A 20661-nucleotide genomic window follows, 5' to 3' on the forward strand; every position below is an offset into this window, starting at 1 on the left:
ACTAAAGTGCTTAATAAATCAGGACTAAAGTCTTTACTACAAACTTTTTAAGATTCACTTTCTGCTGGAGATTGGATATGGGTATTAACTTTAGATTGTATAGATTCTTTATTAGAAATTGCTAAATATATACCTCCGACAATTAGAGCCAACCCTAGCAAGTTAAAAATACTCAAGTTTTCCGAGAAAAGTATCCAAGCAAGAATCGCAACAATCACGGGATTGAGTAGTAAGAGTAAAGAGATAAATCCTGATGAAAAATTTTTGAGGCTGTATACAATTAGCCCATGACCCAAGGCTTCGCAAATAGCAGCTAGGGCAAAGACTACTAACCACCCCGACAAAGTAACTGGAAAAACTTGTTTTTCAAAGATTAGTACTACTGGGATCATCAATGTAGTTGCGATCGCACAGCGCCACAGAAGGATGGTGATAAGTGAAAACTTATTGCTGATTTGCTCAATAAGTAAAAAATTTGCTGCATAAAATATCGATGAGATGATAGCAACAGCATCTCCTGTAATATTATTATTAGAACGCAATAAATCTTCAAATCCAACAGCGATCGCACCGATTATGGCTAAGATCAGACCTATGATAAATTTACGCCCAAAAATTTGATTAAAAAATAGCCATCCCCCTAAAGTAGTAAATAGCGGATTGAGGCTACCCAAGGCATTAGCATTAGCAGCACCAGTCTGAGTTAGCGCCCAAGTCCAAAATAATCGACCTAATACATGAACTAGACCTACTGCAATTAAAAGCGCTATCTCTTTGATTGGATAAGGTTGCTGTGGTAATACAGGTTTATCTTCTGTAATTTGAGTCCGTACTTGGTTAATCCCACTCCATAAGCCAAAGATAATAGTGGCTATCCATAAACGATTAAATAATGTAGCAACAGCGCTCATTTCTCTAACAGCGACTTTAATAAATATTGCTGTTGAAGATAAAGCTAATAATGCAATTACTACTGCGATAATCGGCAGGATTTTTGAAGTTTTATTAGAGTTTTCTGATGTTAGGCTTAATTGATTTTCTACCATTTAGTTTATATTTATTATACGAATCGCCCTTCGGGTTCACCAGTCGCCTACGGCGGGAAACCCGCCTACAGCGCTGGTTCACCAAGTGCGCCATCTCTACGAGACACTACGTGAACGCGCAGCGTCTCGTTAGAGAAGGGAGAAAGAGTAATTATTTGGGATTACTTAGGTAATAATGCCATAGAAGTCTTGCCGCAACTGCTCGCCACGGTCGCCAGTGCTGTGTCATTGCTTCTAATTGTGCGGGTGTTGGACGCGTCGCCAAGTTTTTGAGTTTTTGTAGAGCGATCGCGATCGCTAAATCTCCTTTGGGAAAGACATCAGGACGTTGCAGCGCCATTAACAAATAAATATCAACTGTCCAGTCCCCGATGCCTTTAAGACGCTTTAACTCAGTTCTAATAGTAGTTTCGTCCATTGTTTCTAGCTTGCTTAAGTCAAGCTGACCAGTTGCAATAGTATTCGCCAACCCACGACAGTATAAAATTTTTTGCCGGCTGAATCCAATTGCTCTCAATTCAACATCATTCAATAGCAGAAAATTTTCTGGCGTCAGAGTTATAACAACCGCACATAGACGCGTAAATACAGCCCTTGCAGCCGCTACGGAAACTTGCTGTTCCAAAATTATACACAACAGCGTTGCAAAACCCGGTTCTCTTTTCCACATCGGTGGAGGCCCCAGTGTTTCTAAAATCCGAGCCAAATCGCTATCAAGTTTGGCAAGCACCATTAAACCAAGGGTAAGACTTTCTTCAGTCAACGATTCTAGTTCAGGTGTTTGAGTCATCTTTGAGAAATTTCGATTCTTGTGTAAGCAGTTTTTGTTTGCGCTCAATTCCCCAGTGATAACCACCAAGACTGCCATCACTCCGCAGCACCCGATGACACGGTACAATTAGCGCGATCGGATTAGCGCCACAAGCATTACCTACAGCACGGACTGCCTGGGGTTTGGCAATATTACGGGCGATATCTGTATAAGTACGGGTTTCGCCATAAGGAATTTTTTGTAATGCTTCCCACACTTGTTTCTGAAATGCTGTTCCACGGACATCAAGTGGTAAATCAAGATGTGTTTCACCTCCTGCAATGAAGTCGAGGATTGCTTGTATCCATTCCTTATGTGTGTGGTCATCACGTATGATGTGCGCTTGGTGAAATTCTTGGTTCAAAATATGTTCAAGCTTGTCTGTTTCATCACCTAGTTTAACGGCACAGATACCCTTCTTTGTTATTGCCACAAGCAAATATCCTAGTGGACATGGAGCGATCGCATAAACAATGCTGATTGTCTTTCCAGCTTGTTGGTAAATTTTTGGTGTCATTCCCAGTTGTTTAGGTGCTTTCTCATACAGTTGGCTACTTGAACCATATCCCGTGTCGTAAACTGCATGAGCAATTTCTTCGCCTGACTGAAGACGCTGCTTCAATCGTTGGCTACGCAGCGCATCTGCATATTGAAAAGGGGATACGCCAATTATTTGCTTGAATATTCTTTGTAGATAACTGGGACTCATTTCCACCTGAGAGGATAATTCTGAGAGGGTTGGGATGCGATCGCCTTGTGCTTCAATATATCGACATGCTGCTAAAACTTTGGACTTAGCTGTATTTGGAACTGTTTCAAGTTGTGGCTGACAGCGCTTACAAGGTCGAAAACCTGCAATTTCAGCCTCTTGTGCCGACTCAAAGAAACAAACTTGATTACGATTTGGTCTGCGACTAGGGCAAATAGGTCGGCAATAAATGCCTGTAGAGCGAACACCATAGAAAAACTTGCCGTCAATTGTAGGATCTCGATTGAGAACGGCTTGCCAAAAAGTTTCTTTCAAGACTAGTGTTTGTTGTAATTGCATTAATGCCTCCTTCAATATATTTTTTATTAAGGAATTAATTTGCTTTCATCACCCTACCGTCAATGACAACTAGATCCGCAAAGATGAACCTGATGCTGGTAAATGTTCACCGAAGAGAAACGTAACCGTTCACAATAATGAATAAACTGATGATAATACGTCCTTAAATGAGATCATGCACAGTTTAAGTCTACGCAAAACACAGGAAGCTGATCTCGATTATGTTCTGCAAGCTGAGTATGATGACGATAATCGACAGTACATCATTCCTTGGTCATATCAACAGCATCTTCAAGCGATCGCTGATTCTGATATTGCTCATCTGATTGTGCAAACAGAAACAAAAATTGGCTACGTTATTTTGGCTGGACTGCTTAATTTAAATCAGAGTATTGAGTTTCGTCGCATTGTCATCACACAGAAGGGGCAAGGTTATGGCAAAGACACTGTTGAAATGATTAAGAAATTGGTGTTTGAGACATACAAAGCACATCGGTTATGGCTAGATGTTAAAGAGCAAAATCATCGTGCTCAGGCTATCTACAAAAATGCTGGTTTTTTTGTAGAAGGAAAACTACGCGAATGTCTAAAATCAGGAAATGGTTATGATTCCCTGATTATCATGTCAGTTTTACGACCTGAATATGAAAAACTGGCTAGTAAGGCAAATGGTGGATTTTCTTCCTAACCTCTGCGGCTTTACTGAGTCTTCGCCGAACGCCCTCCTGCCTTTTTTGATAAAAAAGACCCAGCATCGCCATAATACAGAAACTATCCACTCCAAAAACCTATTATTAATTTCTCCATGTTAGTAAATCTATTCATGTTCTAAATGAGAATAGATTAGCTGTATCGAGAAACTACTTTCTATCTGATTCTTGCGATCAAAGTTGATTATGTCAGTTTGTTAATGTACAAACTCGTGAGCGCAGATCCCCGACTTCATCAAAGTTATCGGGGTTATGATTGATTATGAATGGTTCAGGGAAGGAAATTACTCACCAAACTTCCGCCAAATCTAAAATAAATCCTGGCAAAACATCTTCTCCCAATAAAGTTTTAGGACTTTGTAAAATCTCAACTTCTCGATTGGGACGATAAATTTCTACCTGTTGCTGTCCTCTATTAATTAACCAACCTAATCTAGCGTCATTCTCCATGTATTCCCTCATTTTAGCTCGCGTTTTTTCTAAGGAATCACTTGGAGACATTAACTCAACTACAAAATCAGGACACAAAGGAGCAAATCTTTCTTTTTCTGCTTCGCTTAAAGAATTCCACCGTTCCATTTTCACCCAGGAAGCATCTGGAGAACGCTCTGCACCGTTGGGAAGTTTGAAACCACCAGAAGAGTCAAAGGATTTTCCTAGTTTATTTTGACGACTCCAAGCTCTTAATTGATAAGTTAAATCGGCATTACGGTCACTAGTACTACTCCCCGTAGGTGGCATAATAATTAATTCCCCTGAAGCTGTCCGCTCAAACTTTAAGTCTCGATTATTTTGGCAAAGCTGAAAAAATTGCTCGTCAGTCAAGTCGATATTTAGTTCGAGGGTAGGAGGTAAACTGACGGTGGTAGTATTCATGTTATCAGTTTGGGTGGAAGCAATATCTTTATTCTAGTAGTCTGTCAAGTTAACGATGCCATCGCGTTCGGGCATCCTACAGCAGGCGCTAGTCTCTCCCTTTGTAAGAAGAAGAAATACAAAGTGGAGCATCTGGCACGTAATGACTATGGAATCATAACTAAATTACCTGGACATAATATAACTCAGCACTCCTGAAATGATTCTCTATCTGGCAAATCGTTCACCCGATTGGGGGAATGCGATCGCCTCATCAGGAACTACTCTGAAAGAAGGTGCAGTTTTGATTCTGTTAGCGATTATGCCTACAGAATCAAAACCGTTAAGTTAGTTATTCTGGCTTTTAATTGTACATCAACAGCTTGTGTATCAAAGGGTCAAAGAGTGGATGAAACCGTTGTAAAATCGCTGTATACACCAAATTGCCAGCAAGACGCTATTAACTTGCTCTCAAAAGTTGCTGTCAATTTACCAGGAATGATTTTCCAAGTTCTGCAACAGCAGGATGGTTCTGTGCTAGTCCTTTATATTAGTTCTGGTTGTGAATATTTGTATGAATTAGAACCAGAAACTATACATAAAGACTTTCGGGTGCTATACAAACTGATTCATCCACAGGATATAAAAGCTTTTACAGAATCTATAACTTATTGTACTACAAATAATACATCTTGGCATTGGGAAGGTCGCATCATTACGCCCAGTGGAAAACTTAAATGGATTCAAGCTAGTTCGCAACCTGAATTACAAGAATCAGGTGATTTGCTTTGGAATGGCTTGGTCATGGATATTACAGACCGAAAACAAGCCGAAGAAAAATTGCTTGAGAGTGAGGCGCGTTATCAAGCAATTTTGGACGCTATTCCCGATTTAATGTTTCGCATTAGCCGTGATAGCGAGTATCTAGATTTGAAAAGTGAAGGAGCAAATATCACTCTTTCGAGAGAAGAAATAGTTGGGAAACATGTACAGGAGTTATTGCCTAGTGATGTTGCTGCAATTAGTTTAGAAGCGATCGCTAAAACTTTAGATTCTGGAACTTTGCAAACTTGTGAATATCAGCTACCAACACCTTTGGGAGTCAAAGATTATGAGGCGCGGTTGGTAGTGAGTGGTCAAGATGAGGTAGTAGCAATTGTCCGAGACATTACAGAACGCAAACAAGCAGAAGTCGCCTTACAAAATCTTGCCCAAAAATTTGCTAAAGCTTTTAGTTGCAGCCCCGATTCAATTACTATTAGCACACTCCAAGAAGGACGCTTCATCGAAGTTAACGACAGTTTTGTGAAACTTTCAGGTTATGAGCGAGATGAGGCGATTGGTAAAACTTCTTTTGAGTTAAATCTTTGGGTACACGATCGCGATCGCCAGAATTTGTTACAAGAGTTGCAAGCTACAGGAGTTGTTCGCAACTTGGAATTTGAATTTCGGCAAAAGTCAGGCAAAATAATTACAACGCTGCTTTCAGCCGAAATCATTGATTTAGATGGTCTGCCTTCGATTTTAGCAGTCCATCACGACATTACAGAACGCAAGCAGGTGGAAGCACAATTACATCTATCAGCAGAACGCGATCGCTTGTTGGCAGAAACATTAGTTAGAATTCGGTCTTCCCTTAACTTAGAAGAAGTTCTTCAAACCACAGTGACGGAAGTCAGGCAATTTCTGCAAACAGATCGGGTTTTTATTTGTTTAAATAATACCAAATTAGGAGCCAAAACTCTTGCAGAATCAGTAGATCCCAAGTATCCATCAGTTACAGGATGGTCTACTAATGATGAAGCTTATCTACAAGAATTGAGAAACTTACTCAAAAATAATCTTGTGCGTGTCATTGAAGATGTAACACAAGTAGCATTATCTCCCAAAGTCAAAGCGCACTTTCAAAAATTCCAAACGAAGGCGGCTTTGAGTGTACCAATTATGCTAGGTAATGAATTATTTGGGGCGTTAATTGCCAATCAATGTTCAGGCCCGCGTCATTGGCAACCAATAGAAATTGATTTGTTACAGCAAATGTCAGAACAAGTAGCGATCGCCATTCACCAAAGCCAGATTTACCAAAAACTTGCAGAACTTAACACTAATTTAGAACACCAGGTACAAGAACGAACAGCACAATTGCAGCAGAAAATGCAAGAAGTTGAAGAATTGCATCGGGTAAAAGATGTTGTTTTGCACACAGTTGCCCACGATTTACGAACTTCGGTGATGGGTAACTTGATGGTGTTAAAGAATTTGTTAAATCAGGGAGTGGGGAGTGGAGGAGCAGGGGAGCAGGGGAGCAAGGGAGCAGGGGAGCAGGAGAGCAAGGGAGCAGGGGAGCAGGGGAGCAGGGGAAAAATTACAGCAAGTCTTTCCCCTCTGCCCCCGATCCCCTCTGCCCCTCTGCCTCTTTCCCATGCCCAATCCCCAATTCCAGTATCTCGCTCGATAATTGAGCGGATGATTCAAGGGAATGATCGCCAACTGACGATGATTAACTCATTGCTAGAAATTAATTCTTGTGAAAAACAAGGTATTGACATTAAACCCGAACCTGTGGATTTTAACACTCTACTGGGAGCAACATTCACGCAGCTGGAACCCATACTCAGACAAAATCAAGCAACTCTGAAGAACTTGGTTCTTGCCGATTTACCATTAGTGATGGCAGATGCGACTCGGTTAGAGAAAGTTTTAGCACATTTAATAACATATAGCTTGCAAAATAATCCACCAGGCTTAAATTTTATTCTGAGTGCCAGCGTTGAGGGCAAAATGATTCGCACTCAGATTCAAGATGACGGTGTGATCATGAGTAAACTAGAGTGCGATCGCCTTTTCGATCTGCATGTCCGCGATCCCCAAGATTGTTGTTCCACAAGCATTGGTTTAAAAACCTATCTTTGTCGAAAAGTTATTAAAGCACATGGCGGCGAAATCGGTGTTATTAGTAACCGCAAGCGCGGGTTAACTTTCTGGTTTACACTACCTTTAGCAATATCTCCAACAAATCGCCCATAAGTCACCAAAAAATGAGAGGGTGTTATTTATGGCAATGTTGAGTTAGAGAAACACCCTCAAGGTATGGGCAAAGTTGCTCGGATGCTAATAGCTACTCTGTTTACAACAGTGCAAAGGTGGTGCAGACAAAGCTTTTCTGCACCAATAAAAGATGAAACCACTAATCTTTACAGAGATTGGCGTAACCGTTTTTTGTGGCAGAGATTGCGTTTATGGTTATGGCTGGCGCTGATGTGTCTGTTATCTTTTACTTTGCGAGACATTTACGGCTTATTTTTTCCTTTTGCACAGTTGCAGCACCTGCCAGAAGTACTTAGAACTCAGCGCCTTGTAATTAATATTGCAATGTTGTTGAATATACTAATCTGCCTTGCTTTACATAAAACTAAGTTAGGTCGCGATCGTCCAGATTTATTATTTTTGGGGTCTTCTTGGTCAATTAGTTTAGCCTCACAGTTGTTTGCAACCATCACAGGTTTCGCATTACCTGATACCATCGGCTGGTCACTGTTATTCTTGAGTCAAGCTGTGTTGATGCCCGTCTGCTGGATTCTTCACCTGCTGACTCAAGTAAGTGTGCTAACTTACTATTTTGGTGTGAATACAGTATTTGGACTAAAAACACCAATTCCCGACCATCCAGAAATATATAATGTAACGTTCATTTTATACATTTTTTGGTTTTGTGCTATATGTGATATCGGTGTTTATCTGTACGATCGCCTGCAACGTTCTGAGTTTTACGCCCATAAAGAACTGGAATCTGCCTACCAAAAACTTAAGGTTGCAGAAGCTAAATATCGCAGCATTTTTGAAAACGCCGTTGAAGGGATTTTTCAAAGCAGTCCTGATGGACGTTACATTACAGCAAATCCGGCTTTAGCACGCATTTATGGCTACTCTTTAGCGGAGGAAGTGACAGCAAATTCTACTGTTATTGAACAATTGTATGTTGATCCGAACCGCCGCGCCGAATTTGTCCGCCTGATGGAAAAGTATGGCAGCGTTTCCGAGTTTGAGTCCCAAATTTATCGCCGAGACGGAAGTATTGTCTGGATTTCGGAAAAAGCCTACGCAGTGCATGACGAACAAGGAAAGCTACTTTACTACGAAGGTTTGATTGAAGATATTACCCAGCGTAAACAAACTGAAGAAGAACTACGAGTATTTTTCCATGCAGTTTCCCACGACTTACGCAATCCAGTGCTGGGTACTTTAATGGTGCTGAAAAATTTGCTTGCCCGGAAAGAAGAGAATATTTCGATTTCACGCTCAATTTTAGAGCGGATGATTCAAAGTAGCGATCGCCAACTTAATTTAATTAATTCCTTGATGGAAGCTCATATCAGCGAGGTGCAAGGTGTTGTTTTGCAGCGTCAAGCCGTACAATTACTGACAGTTGTCGAAGCTGCGATCGCAGATTTAGAGCCATTGCTAGAGCAAAATCAAGCCAAGCTGACAAATCTGGTATCCGCAGATTTGCCATTAGTGAATGCAGATCCCACGCAACTATGGCGAGTTTTTTCTAACTTAATTGTGAATGCGCTGAAACATAATCCCCCTGGTTTGCTCCTGACAATTAACGCTACTCGTGAGGATGAGATGATTTATTGTACTGTTAGTGATAACGGCGTGGGCATTAGTCAACAACAAAGCGATCGGCTTTTTGAGCTTTACTTTCGGGATACAAGTATCCGCAATTCTGTAAGTTTGGGATTGGGCTTGTATTTATGTAAGCAAATCATCCATGCTCACGGCGGCGAAATTGGTATTAATAGTGCATTGAATGCAGGGGCAACTTTCTGGTTTACATTGCCTGCGAATTGTGAATTGGTATGACTCCTGAATTCTGCTGTAAATCTTAGTATTAATGACTAAAGTAACTATTTAAGCATGACGTTAGATACAGGCGTGTGCCTGGTTATTCCGATTAAATTAAGAATATACAAATCAAGCAATGCAACGGAGATTAAAGGATATATGAACCGCTTTAAATCTATTCTTCTTGGAAGTTTATTAGCAACTGCTTCAATTGCTGCTCTTTCTCAAAATGCTAATGCTGCTGAATTTAAATCTGAGCAAGATCATTTTAATCGTAGTAATACTGTAGCTTTTAATAACAATAAAGCCCAACACGAACGTCAAGTCCGTGAACAACGCGCTCGTGAATTGCGTGAACGTCAAGCTCGTGAACGACGCGCTCGTGAATTACGTGAACGCCAAGCTCGTGAACGACGCGCTCATGAATTGCGTGAACGTCAAGCCCGTTTTAATCACTAAGCTGAAAGTTTTCCCTCAGATTACGTTAGGAGAGTAGCAATACTCTCCTTTTTTGGCGTTGCATAAATCTATTCAAATTAATACCAAAATAATATTATTAGGACTAACCCTTTCAAGGTGACTTGTAAAATAAAATTGTTTTTTCTCAATGCTGCGCCAGTTGCTTCGAGAGGGGAGCTAAAGCGCAGCTTTGACGGAGTAGGGTTCTTCGGGTTTTATAAGCAATCAAGCAGACATGATATAAAAGCACATAAAGAAATGCGATCGCCTTTTCCCAATGACGTGTTTAGCTACCACCAGAAATCTCTATTGAAAGATTCTCAAAACTTTCTAGCATCTTCAATTTCCGTTCCCGGTAATGCAAGTGTATTTTCAGACTTAGCTCCCTGGAGTCTCCTTGGATCAAGTCCCAGTGCCTCCAATACTGTAACTGCAATCTGTTTGCTAGAAACTTTCTTGATCTGAAAAGTCCCCTTAACACGATCTTCTAGTCCACGACTACTGAGGATCAGAGAAATATGGGTATCATCATCAGAAAAACCGCCGTGTTCTGCCCTTTTATTGCTGTCTGAAATCACATATCCTGGTTTGAGTTTGATAATGACATCAGGAGTACGATCTTCTTGCAATGGATTGCCAAAACCTGCTGCTAATAGTGCGCCACCCGAATAAACTGTATCAATTGCTGAATTTGCCAGTTTCTTTAAAACACTTGTTGCAATGCTGGCTTGGCTTTGATTCTTAAGCCAGAGTAAAGCAACATCATCCTGAGTAGCCTGATTAACTGTAATACCAGCTTTCGTTAAGGCATCTGTAAAAGTATTTTCAGGAATAAGGGTAGCTGTTCCCAAACGAGGATTTTGACCATGTTTCGCTGTCAAAACTATCAGTGTCGATTCAAATTTCCCTTCTTTCTTTAATGTATTTACTATCTTGCCGATACTGCTATCCGTATGTTCCAGAGCATTAATTAAACCTGGCGAAGGTGTGCCATTGCTGGCAATACCACCATTACTGCTAGCATCTTTCTGGGCTACACTGAGAGCTTGGAAATTCATGCCAAAAATCGCGGGAATTCCGGGTTTAGCTGTGCCTTGTGAATTTTTTCCAGCAATTTCGTTCAGTATCGCATTTACCTTCAGATCATCGTAAGCTTCCGTAAGGTTAATGTCTTTAGTTGTCGTTTTAAATGTGAGATTACCAGGATTCTGTGCTGTTGATTGGTCTACAATCTTACCATTTTCTAAGGCAACTTTGGCATTTATTTCTGGAGCGTAGAAATCATCAACTCCCTTACCAGAAGGGCCATTAGCAATGTCATAAGCAGGATGTTTATCAATAAATGCAGTGTGCAAACCTGAAGCTTTAGCTATTTCAAAAATGGTATTTACCTTTAGATAGTTGTGAGGATAAACACGATTTCCATTACTGTCTACTGGTAATTTGCCTGGATCAATACTATTTATCCCGAAGTCACCGCCACCGCTAAGGAGATCCGAGTTTTTATCAACGTTTTCCGCAAATTCAACTTCTATACCAGCAGGAGAACCTAGTTTTTCTGATAATACTCGACTATATGTATCGTCATAATAAACCCCAGTGGTTTTGGGGCTTGCTCCTGTTAAGTAGTTCAATACACCAGGAAAGGAATCGGAAGGAGTGCTAGTAAAAGCGTTAGTGTAACTGATACCCGTTTGTTTCAAACAATTGATGTTCGGCAAATACTTTTGTAGTTTAGGATCAGACAAATCTGCTTGACGCAAACCATCAATTGATAGTAAAAGTACACTCTTAAACTTTCCAGGACGCTTATAGAAGGGTTCATCATCCTTTTTCCGGTTATCAGCTATTCTGACTGTGGGCGAGGAATAGTCATATCTGATTACTGGAGGCTGTAAGTATTGAATTGGTATCATGATATTTGTATTTACTGTGTAAACAGAGTTCTAGAAGTTATTTTTGATAGTCACGCTTGGGCTTATGTCAATAAAGCTTCACAAAAGACTACTAAATTTTCAATAGAAACCCTGATATTTTCAACCTCAAGATACGAATAAAAGATTAAGAGAAGGTTATGTCGAATAGTGACAAAAGGTTATGACATGAAACCAATTAACTGGCAAGGAGGCATGATTTAATGTTGCGGCTATCAACCTTGACCAGAAAATTTCAGGTTCAATATCATCAATTTAAGAATCAAGATTTGCATGTATATTTAGCGATTAGGTTTTCATCAACCTTATCGAGTTTGTTATGATTCAGGGAAAAAGCAATTAATAGAACAATAAAATCCGGGTAAAAGTGGCGATATTATCTCATCATCACCTAACAAAGTAGCAACTAAAACCAACTGTGCTTTTTCTCGCCGATAAACTTCTATTTTTTTAGGAAAGCGATCAACAATCCAATACTCACGCACACCTTGAACTGAATATAGTTTCAGTTTTGCTTCTTTGTCTCGAAGTTCATTTTGTTTACCAGGCGATAAAACCTCTACTACTAACTCTGGTGCGCCTGTTAAATGTCCCGCTTCATCTTCAATTTGTGCCAGTCGTTCTCGACTTATCCAAACTACATCTGGTATGACGCTATCTGCTTGCGAAAAAAGCACCCCTGGAGCTACAATTGTTTCTCCTAAACCACTCGAATCTGACCAAACATCGAGTTGTCGAGCAATCTTAACACAAACTTGTTGATGACGGCGGTGAGGAGTGCGAGTCACAAAGAGTTCTCCATTAATAATTTCATAGCGTGTCCACTCATTTTCGGGTAGAACCTCTAAATCGTGAATTGTCCAGCGTACTCCCTCAACGCCTTGGTTCATAATTGTCCCCGTTTGGCTCGTTGCCTTTATTTTTTTAATTTTATCTTTTCTTCGGGCAAGGTAACTATGAGGTTTAAATTATAACCATAATAAAAAGTGGAAGTTCAGGCAAAAAAAACTCTGTATGCTGACATTTACCCAACTTAAACCACCTAATTACGATGCCGCAGTTACTTTTACTCTGGCGCTGACAGCAGAAGAACGTACTCGTAGCCGTCATCGTTTTGAAACGGAAGATGGTATTGTGTTTTTACATTTACCCAGAGGAACTGTTTTACATGATGGCGATATTCTGCTAGAAGAAACCCATAGCAGTTTAATCAGAATTACTGCCAAACCAGAACTAGTATTGACTGCTTTTGCCCAAACACCACTTTTATTATTACGGGCGGCATACCATTTGGGAAATCGCCATGTACCTGTAGAAATTACCCCAACTTATTTACGCTTGTCTTCAGATTCGGTTTTACGCACGATGTTAGAACAATTGGGGTTAGAAGTTAAAGAGGAAATTTTACCGTTTCAGCCAGAATTGGGAGCTTATGGACAACACCATCATGCTCACTGATAGTCATCTTTTGAGTATTTTACAGTTGGCTAGTCCTGCTTTACCTGTGGGAGCATATAGTTATTCTGAAGGTTTGGAAATGCTGGTAGAAAATAGTATGATCGCTAACCACACACATCTCAAAGATTGGTTAAAAGCAGAGTTGCTCTACGGGGCAATTCGGTTAGAGGCAGGGGTAATGGTACGATCGCACCAATCTGCAAAAATGAGTGATCTAGAATCGCTATGTCGTTGGAATCTGTGGTTATCCGCAGCTAGAGAAACAGAAGAATTACGCGCCTCTAGTTGGCAGATGGGGCGATCGCTCATCCAATTACTTGGTAAACTAGAACCGCAGATTATACCTACTGCCAATGCTGTAGGTAATCCTTGCAATTATGCGATCGCTTTTGGCATTGCCGTTGCCTATTGGCAAATCAGTATCCAAGCCGCATTACTCGCATATCTGCATAGTTGGGCAAGTAATTTGATTACTGCGGGTGTGAAACTTATCCCCCTTGGACAAACAGCAGGACAGCAGTTATTACTAGATTTACAACCATTATTTAGCGTTACGGCATTGGAAATTCTCGCGTTGGAGGATGATGAACTCGCCTGTTGTAGTTGGGGTTTATCACTGGCGAGTATGCAGCATGAAACGCAGTATACAAGGTTGTTTAGGAGTTAGTCATTAGTCTTGTTGCAAAAGTAACACCCCACCCCCAACCCCTCCCCGTTTGGGGGAAAGAAGTTTTCCTAGTTTTTGCATAGATGCGGGAATTATAACTAATTAGGCGGACATGATATCAAATAATGAAAGCGATTTACTAACTTAAATGGCTATTGGCTTAATAACTAGTTATTGAACAAATCCAAATCTGTCACAGCACCAATACTGCTAGAAGATACCAATTTGGCATATTTCGCCAACACGCCTTTAGTGTAACGCGGAGCGGGGGGCTGCCAGTTGGCACGACGACGAGCTAATTCTTCTTCGGATACATTCAACTGCAACAAACGAGCAGGTGCATCAATAGTAATACTATCACCTTCTTCTACAAGCGCGATCGCACCACCCACTGCTGCTTCTGGTGCAACATGACCAACCACCATCCCGTAAGTACCGCCAGAAAAGCGTCCATCAGTAATTAATCCCACAGCATCACCCAAACCAGCACCGATAATTGCTGAGGTGGGAGCCAACATTTCGCGCATCCCAGGCCCACCCTTTGGCCCTTCATAACGGATGACGAGAATATCACCAGCTTGAATCTTACCCGCCAAAATTGCATTTAAAGAAGCTTCTTCCGATTCAAATACCCGCGCGGGGCCAGTAATCACTGGCTTTTTCACCCCGGTAATTTTGGCGACAGCTCCCTCCGTTGCCAGATTACCTCTAAGAATAGCTAAGTGTCCTTGAGGATACATCGGGTTATTCCAAGTCCGAATCACATCTTGATTGGCCGATGGTTCTTCTGGGATATCTGCTAATATCTCTGCGATCGTTTGACCAGTGATGGTGAGGCTATCACCATGTAATAAGTCATGTACAAGTAGCATTTTCATGACTTGGGGAATGCCACCAGCTTTGTGCAAATCTGTAGCTACATATTTACCGCTTGGTTTTAAATCACACAAAACCGGAACACGGGCGCGGATGGTTTCAAAGTCATCCAGGGTTAACTCTACATCAGCAGCGCGGGCGATCGCTAAGAAATGCAATACTGCATTGGTCGAACCACCCACCGCCATAATCACAGAGATGGCATTCTCTATAGATTTGCGCGTGATAATTTGGCGGGGCAAGATTTGTTTGCGGATAGCTTCAACTAACACATAAGCCGATTTTTCGGTACTGTCGGCTTTTTCGGCATCTTCGGCTGCCATTGTCGAAGAATAGGGCAAACTCATGCCCAGTGCTTCAAATGCTGAAGACATGGTGTTAGCCGTGAACATCCCCCCACAGGAACCAGCACCAGGACAAGCCAGACTTTCAACTTCTAATAATTCCTTTTCGTCAATTTTTCCAGCACTGTATTGACCAACGGCTTCAAAAGAACTGACAACGGTTAAATCGCGCCCGTTGTAATGACCAGGTTTAATTGTGCCGCCGTAAACGAATATTGCAGGGATATTCATCCGGGCGATGGCTAGCATTGCCCCTGGCATATTTTTATCACAACCGCCAATGGCTAATACACCATCCATACTTTGTCCGGTACAGGCGGTTTCAATGGAATCGGCAATGACTTCCCGTGATACTAGGGAATATTTCATCCCTTCTGTTCCCATCGAAATCCCATCACTAATGGTAATTGTGCCGAATACTTGCGGCATTGCTCCGGCAGATTTTATACCAACTTCTGCTCTGAGCGCCAGTTGATTTATCCCCATGTTACAGGGAGTGATTGTACTGTAGCCATTGGCAATACCTACAATGGCTTTATTGAAATCTTCATCTTTAAAACCAACTGCCCGCAGCATTGCTCGATTTGGCGATCGCTGCACCCCTTGCGTCACAATTTGGCTTCTTAAATTCTCCGACATAGTTATATCATCCTCTAATTTGCATGTATGAGTATGATATGTAGTAATTTTTGACATGTCCAATATATATTCATGAATATTTAAGACTTATAAAATATCAAAACTATGACACTGCGACACCTGCGCTACTTCGTTGCTGTAGCTGAGGAACTGCATGTAGAGCCGCAGAGCGACTTAACATCGCTAAACCGCCCTAAGAGGAGCAAATTCAGCAGCTAGAAGCATCCCTTGGGATAAAACTTTTTCAACGCATAGCAAAAACCACTACTTTTGACTAACGCCTACTTGCTGTTTTAGCAAATAAGTAACTTTTTATGACCCAGCTTGAATGGTTGCATTTTGAGGAACTAGAATACTCAGAAAAGTTCCTATTGTTGTTGATGGGGCAAGGGTACAATATAAACCAATGAGAACTAAATTTTGGTTTTACTCCTGATTACATTTGGCTTTTTAGCAGCACGATGTAGTGGGATAAAAATCCAGACAGCACAGAGGTTTTCAGATCATCTTGCAGATTTTTACACATATCTCATTACAATGTCCATCCCAAAGTTGGCGCTACTATTTCCAGGAGTAAGTAAGTAAATGGAGTTAAATATAGAGTTTGTGTAAACGAGCTTTAGGCACAAAACCCAACTAAAAAAGGAGAGTAATTGCAATGACAATTAATCAAAACGGACTTGTTGTTCAAGCAGATGAAGGACGTTCTTACTACTTTGGCCAAGACCTTTATACCTTCAAAGCAATTGGTGAGGAGACAGGAGAAGCTTACGCACTTTGTGAGGTAATTGTTGCACCTCAAGGTGGTGCTCCTCCCCATCGGCACAGCCGAGAAAATGAATCATTCTATGTTCAAGACGGAGAGATTGAATTCCAGCTTGACGATCGCACCCTTGTTGCAACAGCCGGAACCTTTCTCTATTCACCCAAAGGTCAGCTTCATCGATTTACTAATACGACCTCTGTACCTGCCAAACTGTTGGTTTGGGTGACACCTGCTGGATTTGAAAAATTTATTGCCGAAGTTGGAAAGGCGGTGAATGGTCAAATTACATCTGCCCCACCATTAAGTTCTGAAGACTTAGATAAAATCCTCACCACTTCACCTAAGTACGGCATCGAGATTATTCCGCCTTCTGAGCAATGAAACACGAGGACTCACCGTAAAACTAAGCTAACGCGCCTATATATTGCACTATTTTCCGTGTAGACCGTCATTAGTCAAAAGTGTTTACTGACTGTAATCTCAAACAAGCCGAAAATTTCTCTGCTTACCTGGAGAAACTGTATCAAGGACAAATAACAAATGACAATGAATGCATTTCGAGTAGGGGTTGCTGGGCCAGTGGGGTCGGGGAAAACGGCTTTGGTGGATGCTTTGTGCAAAGGATTGCGCGAGCAGTATCAGATTGCAGTGGTGACGAATGACATTTACACTCAGGAGGATGCTCAGTTTTTAGTGCGTTCTCAGGCGTTGGCAAGCGATCGCATTTTGGGTGTAGAGACTGGCGGTTGTCCCCATACTGCCATCCGCGAAGATGCTTCGATGAATTTGGCGGCAATTGAACAGTTAGAGGAACGTTTTATCGATTTGGATTTGGTATTTTTGGAAAGTGGCGGTGATAATTTAGCTGCTACCTTTAGTCCCGAATTGGTGGATTTAACGATTTACGTCATTGATGTTGCGGCTGGTGATAAAATTCCCCGCAAGGGTGGCCCTGGTATTACTAAATCTGATTTGTTGGTGATTAATAAAACTGACTTAGCACCTTATGTTGGTGCAGATTTAAGTGTGATGGAACGAGACGCTAAAAAAATGCGCGGTGATAAACCTTTTATTTTTACTAATTTAAAAACTCAGTCAGGACTTGCAGATGTAATTAACTTTGTTTGCACAAATATCTGTTAAAAAGAATTTTATAACCCACGGAGGTGGGTAAAGTCTCGTGTAAACGCGGTTTATAGCCGCCCTTTCTATAAAGCCTTCAGATGCCGACTTCGCACCCGTTCAGCACTACCAGTAGGAATCGCAGCAATTAATTTTTGCGTGTATTCCTCTTTAGGTTTTTGGTAAATGCTTTCGGCTGTGCCTTCTTCAACAATTTGACCGCGATTCATAACTAAAATGCGATCGCTCATAAATTTCACTACACTTAAATCGTGAGAAATAAAGATATAAGTAAGCTGAAAATCTGACTGTAATTCTTTGAGAAGATTTAATACCTGCGCCTGTACTGAAACATCCAGTGCTGAAACTGACTCATCGCAGATGATAAACTTAGGATTTAACGCCAAAGAACGAGCTATACAAATCCGTTGGCGTTGACCGCCAGAAAACTGATGAGGATAGCGGTTAATTGCATCTGCACTCAACCCCACCCGTTCTAAGAGTTCGACTACTCGTTGGCGTCGTTGTTGCTTTGTCTTACCCACGGCGTGAATTAACAATGGTTCCATCACCGCATCCCCAACCTTCATCCGTGGGTCGAGGGAACTAAAAGGATTTTGGAAAACTATTTGCATTTCCCGCCGCAATTTTTGCAACCGTTCTCCTTTGAGGCTAGTAATATCTTGTTTCTCAAAGATAATCTGACCACTCATTGGTTCAATTAATCGCAGCAAGGTTCTGCCAAGGGTGGTTTTACCGCAACCAGATTCTCCCACTAAACCTAGTGTTTCTCCTGGTTTGACATCAAAAGAAACGCCATTAACCGCCATATTGTAGCGTTTTGTCCCACCGAACACCCCGCGCACTGGAAAACCAACTTTCAGGTTACGGATTTGCAGTAAGGGTTCCTTGTGATTGAAGTTTGCCAATCTTGCAGCAATCTCTTCAGTGGTGACTTCTGTGGGTTGTGCAGGTTCTTTCGGCTGAATTACTACTTGTCCAGTTGCTGTCTCTTCTGCACTCATGTAGTCAGAAACGGTAAGTAATTTTTGGGGACGGCGGTTAAGTGTGGGGCGACAAGCTATCAAACCTTTAGTATATGGATGCTGGGGACTGCTGAAAATTTGCTCGGAAGTACCAGATTCGACAACCTTACCTTTATACATCACCGCTACTTGGTCAGCAATTTCTGAAATTAGCCCCAAGTCGTGGGTGATGAAAATCATTGCCATGTCACGGCTTTGCTGCAATTCTCGCAACAAGTCCAAAATTGTAGCTTGCACTGTCACATCCAAAGCTGTGGTTGGTTCATCGGCAATTAAGATTAATGGGTTGCAAGAAATTGCCATTGCAATCATTACCCGTTGCAACTGACCCCCAGAAAGTTCATGAGGGTAGCGTTCTAGCATGGCTTCTTTGTGTTCTTTAAGCAACTGTGACAACTTTGATGGTTCTGGTTTCGATGAAGTTTTGATATACTGCTGCTGGATCTCCTCATCGCTAGGTAGAAGTTTAACCTCTTGTAGACCTGCGATCGCAATTTGTCGTGCTTGGGCTGCTGACACATTTTGATGCCGCATAATCGCTTCTGTTAGCTGAAACCCGATATTATAAACTGGATTAAGCGAACTCATCGGTTCTTGAAAAATCATGGCGATGTCGCCACCCCGGTGTAACTGCATTTGCTCAGGAGGCAATGTTACCAAATCGATGGCATTGACATTCTCCTGGGGACGAAACCAGATTTCACCGCCAGTCACTATACCGGGACTTTGCAACAAACCCATCACAGCTAGAGCTGTCACTGATTTACCACTCCCCGATTCTCCTACTATTCCTAGAGTTTCACCTCGATGCAACCCAAAGGAAATACCATCCAAAGCTCTGACAGTATTGCCATCACCGGGAAATTCAACTTGGAGATTGCGAACCTCTAGGACAGTTTCTCTCATAGGAGTTAGGTAGAAATATTAACTTAAAATTATTTGATTTTAACAATAGTTTTGATGTATGTGTCGGTAAATTTGCTTTTTACAGTCTTTGGCAATTTTTCTGACATCGCATACTTCCATAATATACATGCATTTGCGATATAGAACTGCTTGTGATCTCTGCAAATTGCGAGCGGCTCATGGTTTCCTCGCTTTTCAGGTTCCAGTCTTTACATAACAGCATTAACCACAGAAACTTGCCACCATGAATAAAACAGTCAAAAGAGCAAATCCGTAAATTGGTTAAGGAGCAATCGGCAGTCTGCAATGCTGAGTTATGTTTTTGCAGTGGTTGTTCTTATTTTTGTGATTGCTTCTGCCCTCCAGAAAGATTTGCCGCCACTGCGCCCAGTACCTTATCATATTTTTGCGGAAACTGCCCAAATATAAGAAGCTGAGGCTTTAGATTTAGAGATTAAAATAGAGTTAGTAAAGGTAGGATTTACTTGATTAGGAGGTTCTATGATGACTTTACAAGAAATTATTAATTCTATTGAAAGTTTGCCCACAGAAGATCGAGAGTATTTATTTGAGTTTCTTCGCCAGCAACGAATTGAGAATCGGCGGGTTGAAATTTTGGCTAATGCTCAGGAAGTAATGCAGGCTTTTAAGGATGGGACAGCTCATAGGGGAAGCGTTGATGATTTGATCGCTGATTTACTCGGAGATGATGATGGAAGTTGTCTGGAGTAGTGGATTTAAACGCTCTTTTAAGAAGATTACAAAGAAAAATCCGCAATTAAAGAATCAAATTTTTAATGTATTAAGGCTTTTGGCAGATGATCCATTTACACCGTCTTTGAAGTCTTATAAGTTAACAGGAAATTTAGCGGGTTTGTGGTCTTGTTCTGTTGCTTATGATTGTAGAATTATCTTTAATTTCTCTGAGGATGATAAGTTGTTAGAAATGGTTATTTTATTGATTGATGTTGGCAGCCATGATGAAGTTTATTAAATTGTGAAATGGAGGCTGAAGCTTGGGATTTAGATAGAAAATTCTCTATCCCTAACTGCTCGATACCTAAACTAAGCAATGTCTCACGACAAGACGTAAAGCGTCAACGCAGACAAAAAAATAGCACATCCT

General features: G+C 41.3%; 20 protein-coding genes and 1 pseudogene. 13 read left to right on the top strand and 8 right to left on the bottom strand.

Features of this window, described 5'->3' with window-relative positions:
• Positions 1-47 precede the first annotated feature (47 nt).
• The 3 genes from RMZ43_RS07910 to ada all read right to left on the bottom strand — a co-directional run bounded on the left by RMZ43_RS07910 (position 48) and on the right by ada (position 2905).
• Positions 48-1046 carry a DMT family transporter gene (locus RMZ43_RS07910; protein ID WP_322653841.1) on the bottom strand — a complete coding sequence of 333 codons (999 nt, stop codon included), beginning with the start codon at positions 1044-1046 and terminating at the stop codon, positions 48-50.
• 151 nt (positions 1047-1197) lie between these two features.
• A complete protein-coding gene (locus tag RMZ43_RS07915) occupies positions 1198-1836 on the bottom strand; it encodes a DNA-3-methyladenine glycosylase family protein (protein ID WP_322653840.1) in 639 nt (212 codons plus the stop codon).
• On the bottom strand, positions 1820-2905 hold the full coding sequence (ada, locus tag RMZ43_RS07920; protein WP_322653839.1) for a bifunctional DNA-binding transcriptional regulator/O6-methylguanine-DNA methyltransferase Ada: 1086 nt from the start codon (positions 2903-2905) through the stop codon (positions 1820-1822). Before ada ends, RMZ43_RS07915 begins: the two co-directional genes overlap by 17 nt.
• 175 nt (positions 2906-3080) lie before the next feature.
• Between ada and RMZ43_RS07925 the strand changes: the two genes are divergently transcribed.
• A complete protein-coding gene (locus tag RMZ43_RS07925) occupies positions 3081-3593 on the top strand; it encodes a GNAT family N-acetyltransferase (protein WP_322648828.1) in 513 nt (170 codons plus the stop codon).
• A 310-nt stretch (positions 3594-3903) separates the two neighbouring features.
• Here RMZ43_RS07925 and RMZ43_RS07930 read toward each other — a convergent pair whose 3' ends face one another.
• Positions 3904-4491: a Uma2 family endonuclease gene (locus RMZ43_RS07930; protein ID WP_322648827.1), complete on the bottom strand. Its 588-nt coding sequence runs from the start codon at positions 4489-4491 to the stop codon at positions 3904-3906.
• A gap of 199 nt (positions 4492-4690) precedes the next feature.
• Between RMZ43_RS07930 and RMZ43_RS07935 the strand changes: the two genes are divergently transcribed.
• The 4 genes from RMZ43_RS07935 to RMZ43_RS07950 all read left to right on the top strand — a co-directional run bounded on the left by RMZ43_RS07935 (position 4691) and on the right by RMZ43_RS07950 (position 9777).
• Positions 4691-4822: a hypothetical protein gene (locus RMZ43_RS07935; protein ID WP_322648826.1), complete on the top strand. Its 132-nt coding sequence runs from the start codon at positions 4691-4693 to the stop codon at positions 4820-4822.
• Positions 4823-4875: 53 nt separating this feature from the next.
• Positions 4876-7497 carry a PAS domain S-box protein gene (locus RMZ43_RS07940; RefSeq protein ID WP_322653838.1) on the top strand — a complete coding sequence of 874 codons (2622 nt, stop codon included), beginning with the start codon at positions 4876-4878 and terminating at the stop codon, positions 7495-7497.
• Positions 7498-7578: 81 nt separating this feature from the next.
• Entirely contained in the window at positions 7579-9336 is a 1758-nt protein-coding gene (locus RMZ43_RS07945; protein WP_322653837.1) for an ATP-binding protein, read from the top strand.
• A 141-nt stretch (positions 9337-9477) separates the two neighbouring features.
• The gene (locus RMZ43_RS07950) at positions 9478-9777 is read left to right on the top strand and encodes a hypothetical protein (protein WP_322653836.1); all 300 of its coding nucleotides are present in this window, start codon (positions 9478-9480) and stop codon (positions 9775-9777) included.
• 320 nt (positions 9778-10097) lie between these two features.
• On the opposite strand, the gene RMZ43_RS07955 is transcribed toward RMZ43_RS07950, so the two are convergent.
• Together RMZ43_RS07955 and RMZ43_RS07960 are read right to left on the bottom strand one after the other, a co-directional pair.
• Positions 10098-11693 (bottom strand): alkaline phosphatase family protein, encoded by a 1596-nt coding sequence (locus RMZ43_RS07955; protein ID WP_322653835.1) that lies wholly within the window; start codon positions 11691-11693, stop codon positions 10098-10100.
• Positions 11694-12028: 335 nt separating this feature from the next.
• Positions 12029-12601, bottom strand: coding sequence for a Uma2 family endonuclease (locus RMZ43_RS07960; protein WP_322653834.1), 573 nt, complete (start codon positions 12599-12601; stop codon positions 12029-12031).
• A 124-nt stretch (positions 12602-12725) separates the two neighbouring features.
• On the opposite strand from RMZ43_RS07960, the gene ureE reads away from it, so the two are divergent.
• Complete coding sequence (gene ureE / locus RMZ43_RS07965; RefSeq protein ID WP_322653833.1) at positions 12726-13169, top strand: urease accessory protein UreE; 444 nt, start codon at positions 12726-12728, stop codon at positions 13167-13169.
• Positions 13144-13836 (top strand): urease accessory protein UreF, encoded by a 693-nt coding sequence (locus tag RMZ43_RS07970; RefSeq protein ID WP_322653832.1) that lies wholly within the window; start codon positions 13144-13146, stop codon positions 13834-13836. Before ureE ends, RMZ43_RS07970 begins: the two co-directional genes overlap by 26 nt.
• Positions 13837-14003: 167 nt before the next feature.
• Here RMZ43_RS07970 and ilvD read toward each other — a convergent pair whose 3' ends face one another.
• On the bottom strand, positions 14004-15695 hold the full coding sequence (gene ilvD / locus RMZ43_RS07975) for a dihydroxy-acid dehydratase (RefSeq protein ID WP_322653831.1): 1692 nt from the start codon (positions 15693-15695) through the stop codon (positions 14004-14006).
• A 105-nt stretch (positions 15696-15800) separates the two neighbouring features.
• On the opposite strand from ilvD, the pseudogene RMZ43_RS07980 reads away from it, so the two are divergent.
• From RMZ43_RS07980 to ureG, 3 genes and pseudogenes are all read left to right on the top strand, one after another.
• Positions 15801-15955 (top strand): annotated as a pseudogene (locus RMZ43_RS07980) (LysR family transcriptional regulator); the annotation flags it as partial.
• A 398-nt stretch (positions 15956-16353) separates the two neighbouring features.
• On the top strand, positions 16354-16842 hold the full coding sequence (locus RMZ43_RS07985) for a cupin domain-containing protein (RefSeq protein WP_322651508.1): 489 nt from the start codon (positions 16354-16356) through the stop codon (positions 16840-16842).
• Positions 16843-17007: 165 nt separating this feature from the next.
• Entirely contained in the window at positions 17008-17604 is a 597-nt protein-coding gene (gene ureG, locus RMZ43_RS07990; RefSeq protein ID WP_100901384.1) for an urease accessory protein UreG, read from the top strand.
• 65 nt (positions 17605-17669) lie between these two features.
• On the opposite strand, the gene RMZ43_RS07995 is transcribed toward ureG, so the two are convergent.
• On the bottom strand, positions 17670-19535 hold the full coding sequence (locus RMZ43_RS07995; RefSeq protein ID WP_322651507.1) for an ABC transporter ATP-binding protein: 1866 nt from the start codon (positions 19533-19535) through the stop codon (positions 17670-17672).
• 306 nt (positions 19536-19841) lie between these two features.
• On the opposite strand from RMZ43_RS07995, the gene RMZ43_RS08000 reads away from it, so the two are divergent.
• The 3 genes from RMZ43_RS08000 to RMZ43_RS08010 all read left to right on the top strand — a co-directional run bounded on the left by RMZ43_RS08000 (position 19842) and on the right by RMZ43_RS08010 (position 20529).
• Positions 19842-19964 (top strand): hypothetical protein, encoded by a 123-nt coding sequence (locus RMZ43_RS08000; protein ID WP_428850706.1) that lies wholly within the window; start codon positions 19842-19844, stop codon positions 19962-19964.
• A 72-nt stretch (positions 19965-20036) separates the two neighbouring features.
• On the top strand, positions 20037-20267 hold the full coding sequence (locus tag RMZ43_RS08005) for a hypothetical protein (protein WP_099100473.1): 231 nt from the start codon (positions 20037-20039) through the stop codon (positions 20265-20267).
• Positions 20248-20529 carry a type II toxin-antitoxin system RelE/ParE family toxin gene (locus RMZ43_RS08010; RefSeq protein ID WP_322651510.1) on the top strand — a complete coding sequence of 94 codons (282 nt, stop codon included), beginning with the start codon at positions 20248-20250 and terminating at the stop codon, positions 20527-20529. Before RMZ43_RS08005 ends, RMZ43_RS08010 begins: the two co-directional genes overlap by 20 nt.
• Positions 20530-20661 lie beyond the last annotated feature (132 nt).

The sequence above is a fragment of the Nostoc sp. CmiVER01 genome (assembly GCF_034531135.2).
GTDB lineage: Bacteria > Cyanobacteriota > Cyanobacteriia > Cyanobacteriales > Nostocaceae > Nostoc.

Excerpts from the sequence above, each read along its gene's own strand:
- RMZ43_RS07910 (WP_322653841.1), bottom strand. The coding sequence starts at position 1,046 with ATGGTAGAAAATCAATTAAGCCTAACATCAGAAAACTCTAATAAAACT.
- RMZ43_RS07915 (WP_322653840.1), bottom strand. The coding sequence starts at position 1,836 with ATGACTCAAACACCTGAACTAGAATCGTTGACTGAAGAAAGTCTTACC.
- ada (WP_322653839.1), bottom strand. The coding sequence starts at position 2,905 with ATGCAATTACAACAAACACTAGTCTTGAAAGAAACTTTTTGGCAAGCC.
- RMZ43_RS07925 (WP_322648828.1), top strand. The coding sequence starts at position 3,081 with ATGCACAGTTTAAGTCTACGCAAAACACAGGAAGCTGATCTCGATTAT.
- RMZ43_RS07930 (WP_322648827.1), bottom strand. The coding sequence starts at position 4,491 with ATGAATACTACCACCGTCAGTTTACCTCCTACCCTCGAACTAAATATC.
- RMZ43_RS07935 (WP_322648826.1), top strand. The coding sequence starts at position 4,691 with ATGATTCTCTATCTGGCAAATCGTTCACCCGATTGGGGGAATGCGATC.
- RMZ43_RS07945 (WP_322653837.1), top strand. The coding sequence starts at position 7,579 with ATGCTAATAGCTACTCTGTTTACAACAGTGCAAAGGTGGTGCAGACAA.
- RMZ43_RS07950 (WP_322653836.1), top strand. The coding sequence starts at position 9,478 with ATGAACCGCTTTAAATCTATTCTTCTTGGAAGTTTATTAGCAACTGCT.
- RMZ43_RS07955 (WP_322653835.1), bottom strand. The coding sequence starts at position 11,693 with ATGATACCAATTCAATACTTACAGCCTCCAGTAATCAGATATGACTAT.
- RMZ43_RS07960 (WP_322653834.1), bottom strand. The coding sequence starts at position 12,601 with ATGAACCAAGGCGTTGAGGGAGTACGCTGGACAATTCACGATTTAGAG.
- ureE (WP_322653833.1), top strand. The coding sequence starts at position 12,726 with ATGCTGACATTTACCCAACTTAAACCACCTAATTACGATGCCGCAGTT.
- RMZ43_RS07970 (WP_322653832.1), top strand. The coding sequence starts at position 13,144 with ATGGACAACACCATCATGCTCACTGATAGTCATCTTTTGAGTATTTTA.
- ilvD (WP_322653831.1), bottom strand. The coding sequence starts at position 15,695 with ATGTCGGAGAATTTAAGAAGCCAAATTGTGACGCAAGGGGTGCAGCGA.
- RMZ43_RS07985 (WP_322651508.1), top strand. The coding sequence starts at position 16,354 with ATGACAATTAATCAAAACGGACTTGTTGTTCAAGCAGATGAAGGACGT.
- ureG (WP_100901384.1), top strand. The coding sequence starts at position 17,008 with ATGAATGCATTTCGAGTAGGGGTTGCTGGGCCAGTGGGGTCGGGGAAA.
- RMZ43_RS07995 (WP_322651507.1), bottom strand. The coding sequence starts at position 19,535 with ATGAGAGAAACTGTCCTAGAGGTTCGCAATCTCCAAGTTGAATTTCCC.
- RMZ43_RS08000 (WP_428850706.1), top strand. The coding sequence starts at position 19,842 with ATGCTGAGTTATGTTTTTGCAGTGGTTGTTCTTATTTTTGTGATTGCT.
- RMZ43_RS08005 (WP_099100473.1), top strand. The coding sequence starts at position 20,037 with ATGATGACTTTACAAGAAATTATTAATTCTATTGAAAGTTTGCCCACA.
- RMZ43_RS08010 (WP_322651510.1), top strand. The coding sequence starts at position 20,248 with ATGGAAGTTGTCTGGAGTAGTGGATTTAAACGCTCTTTTAAGAAGATT.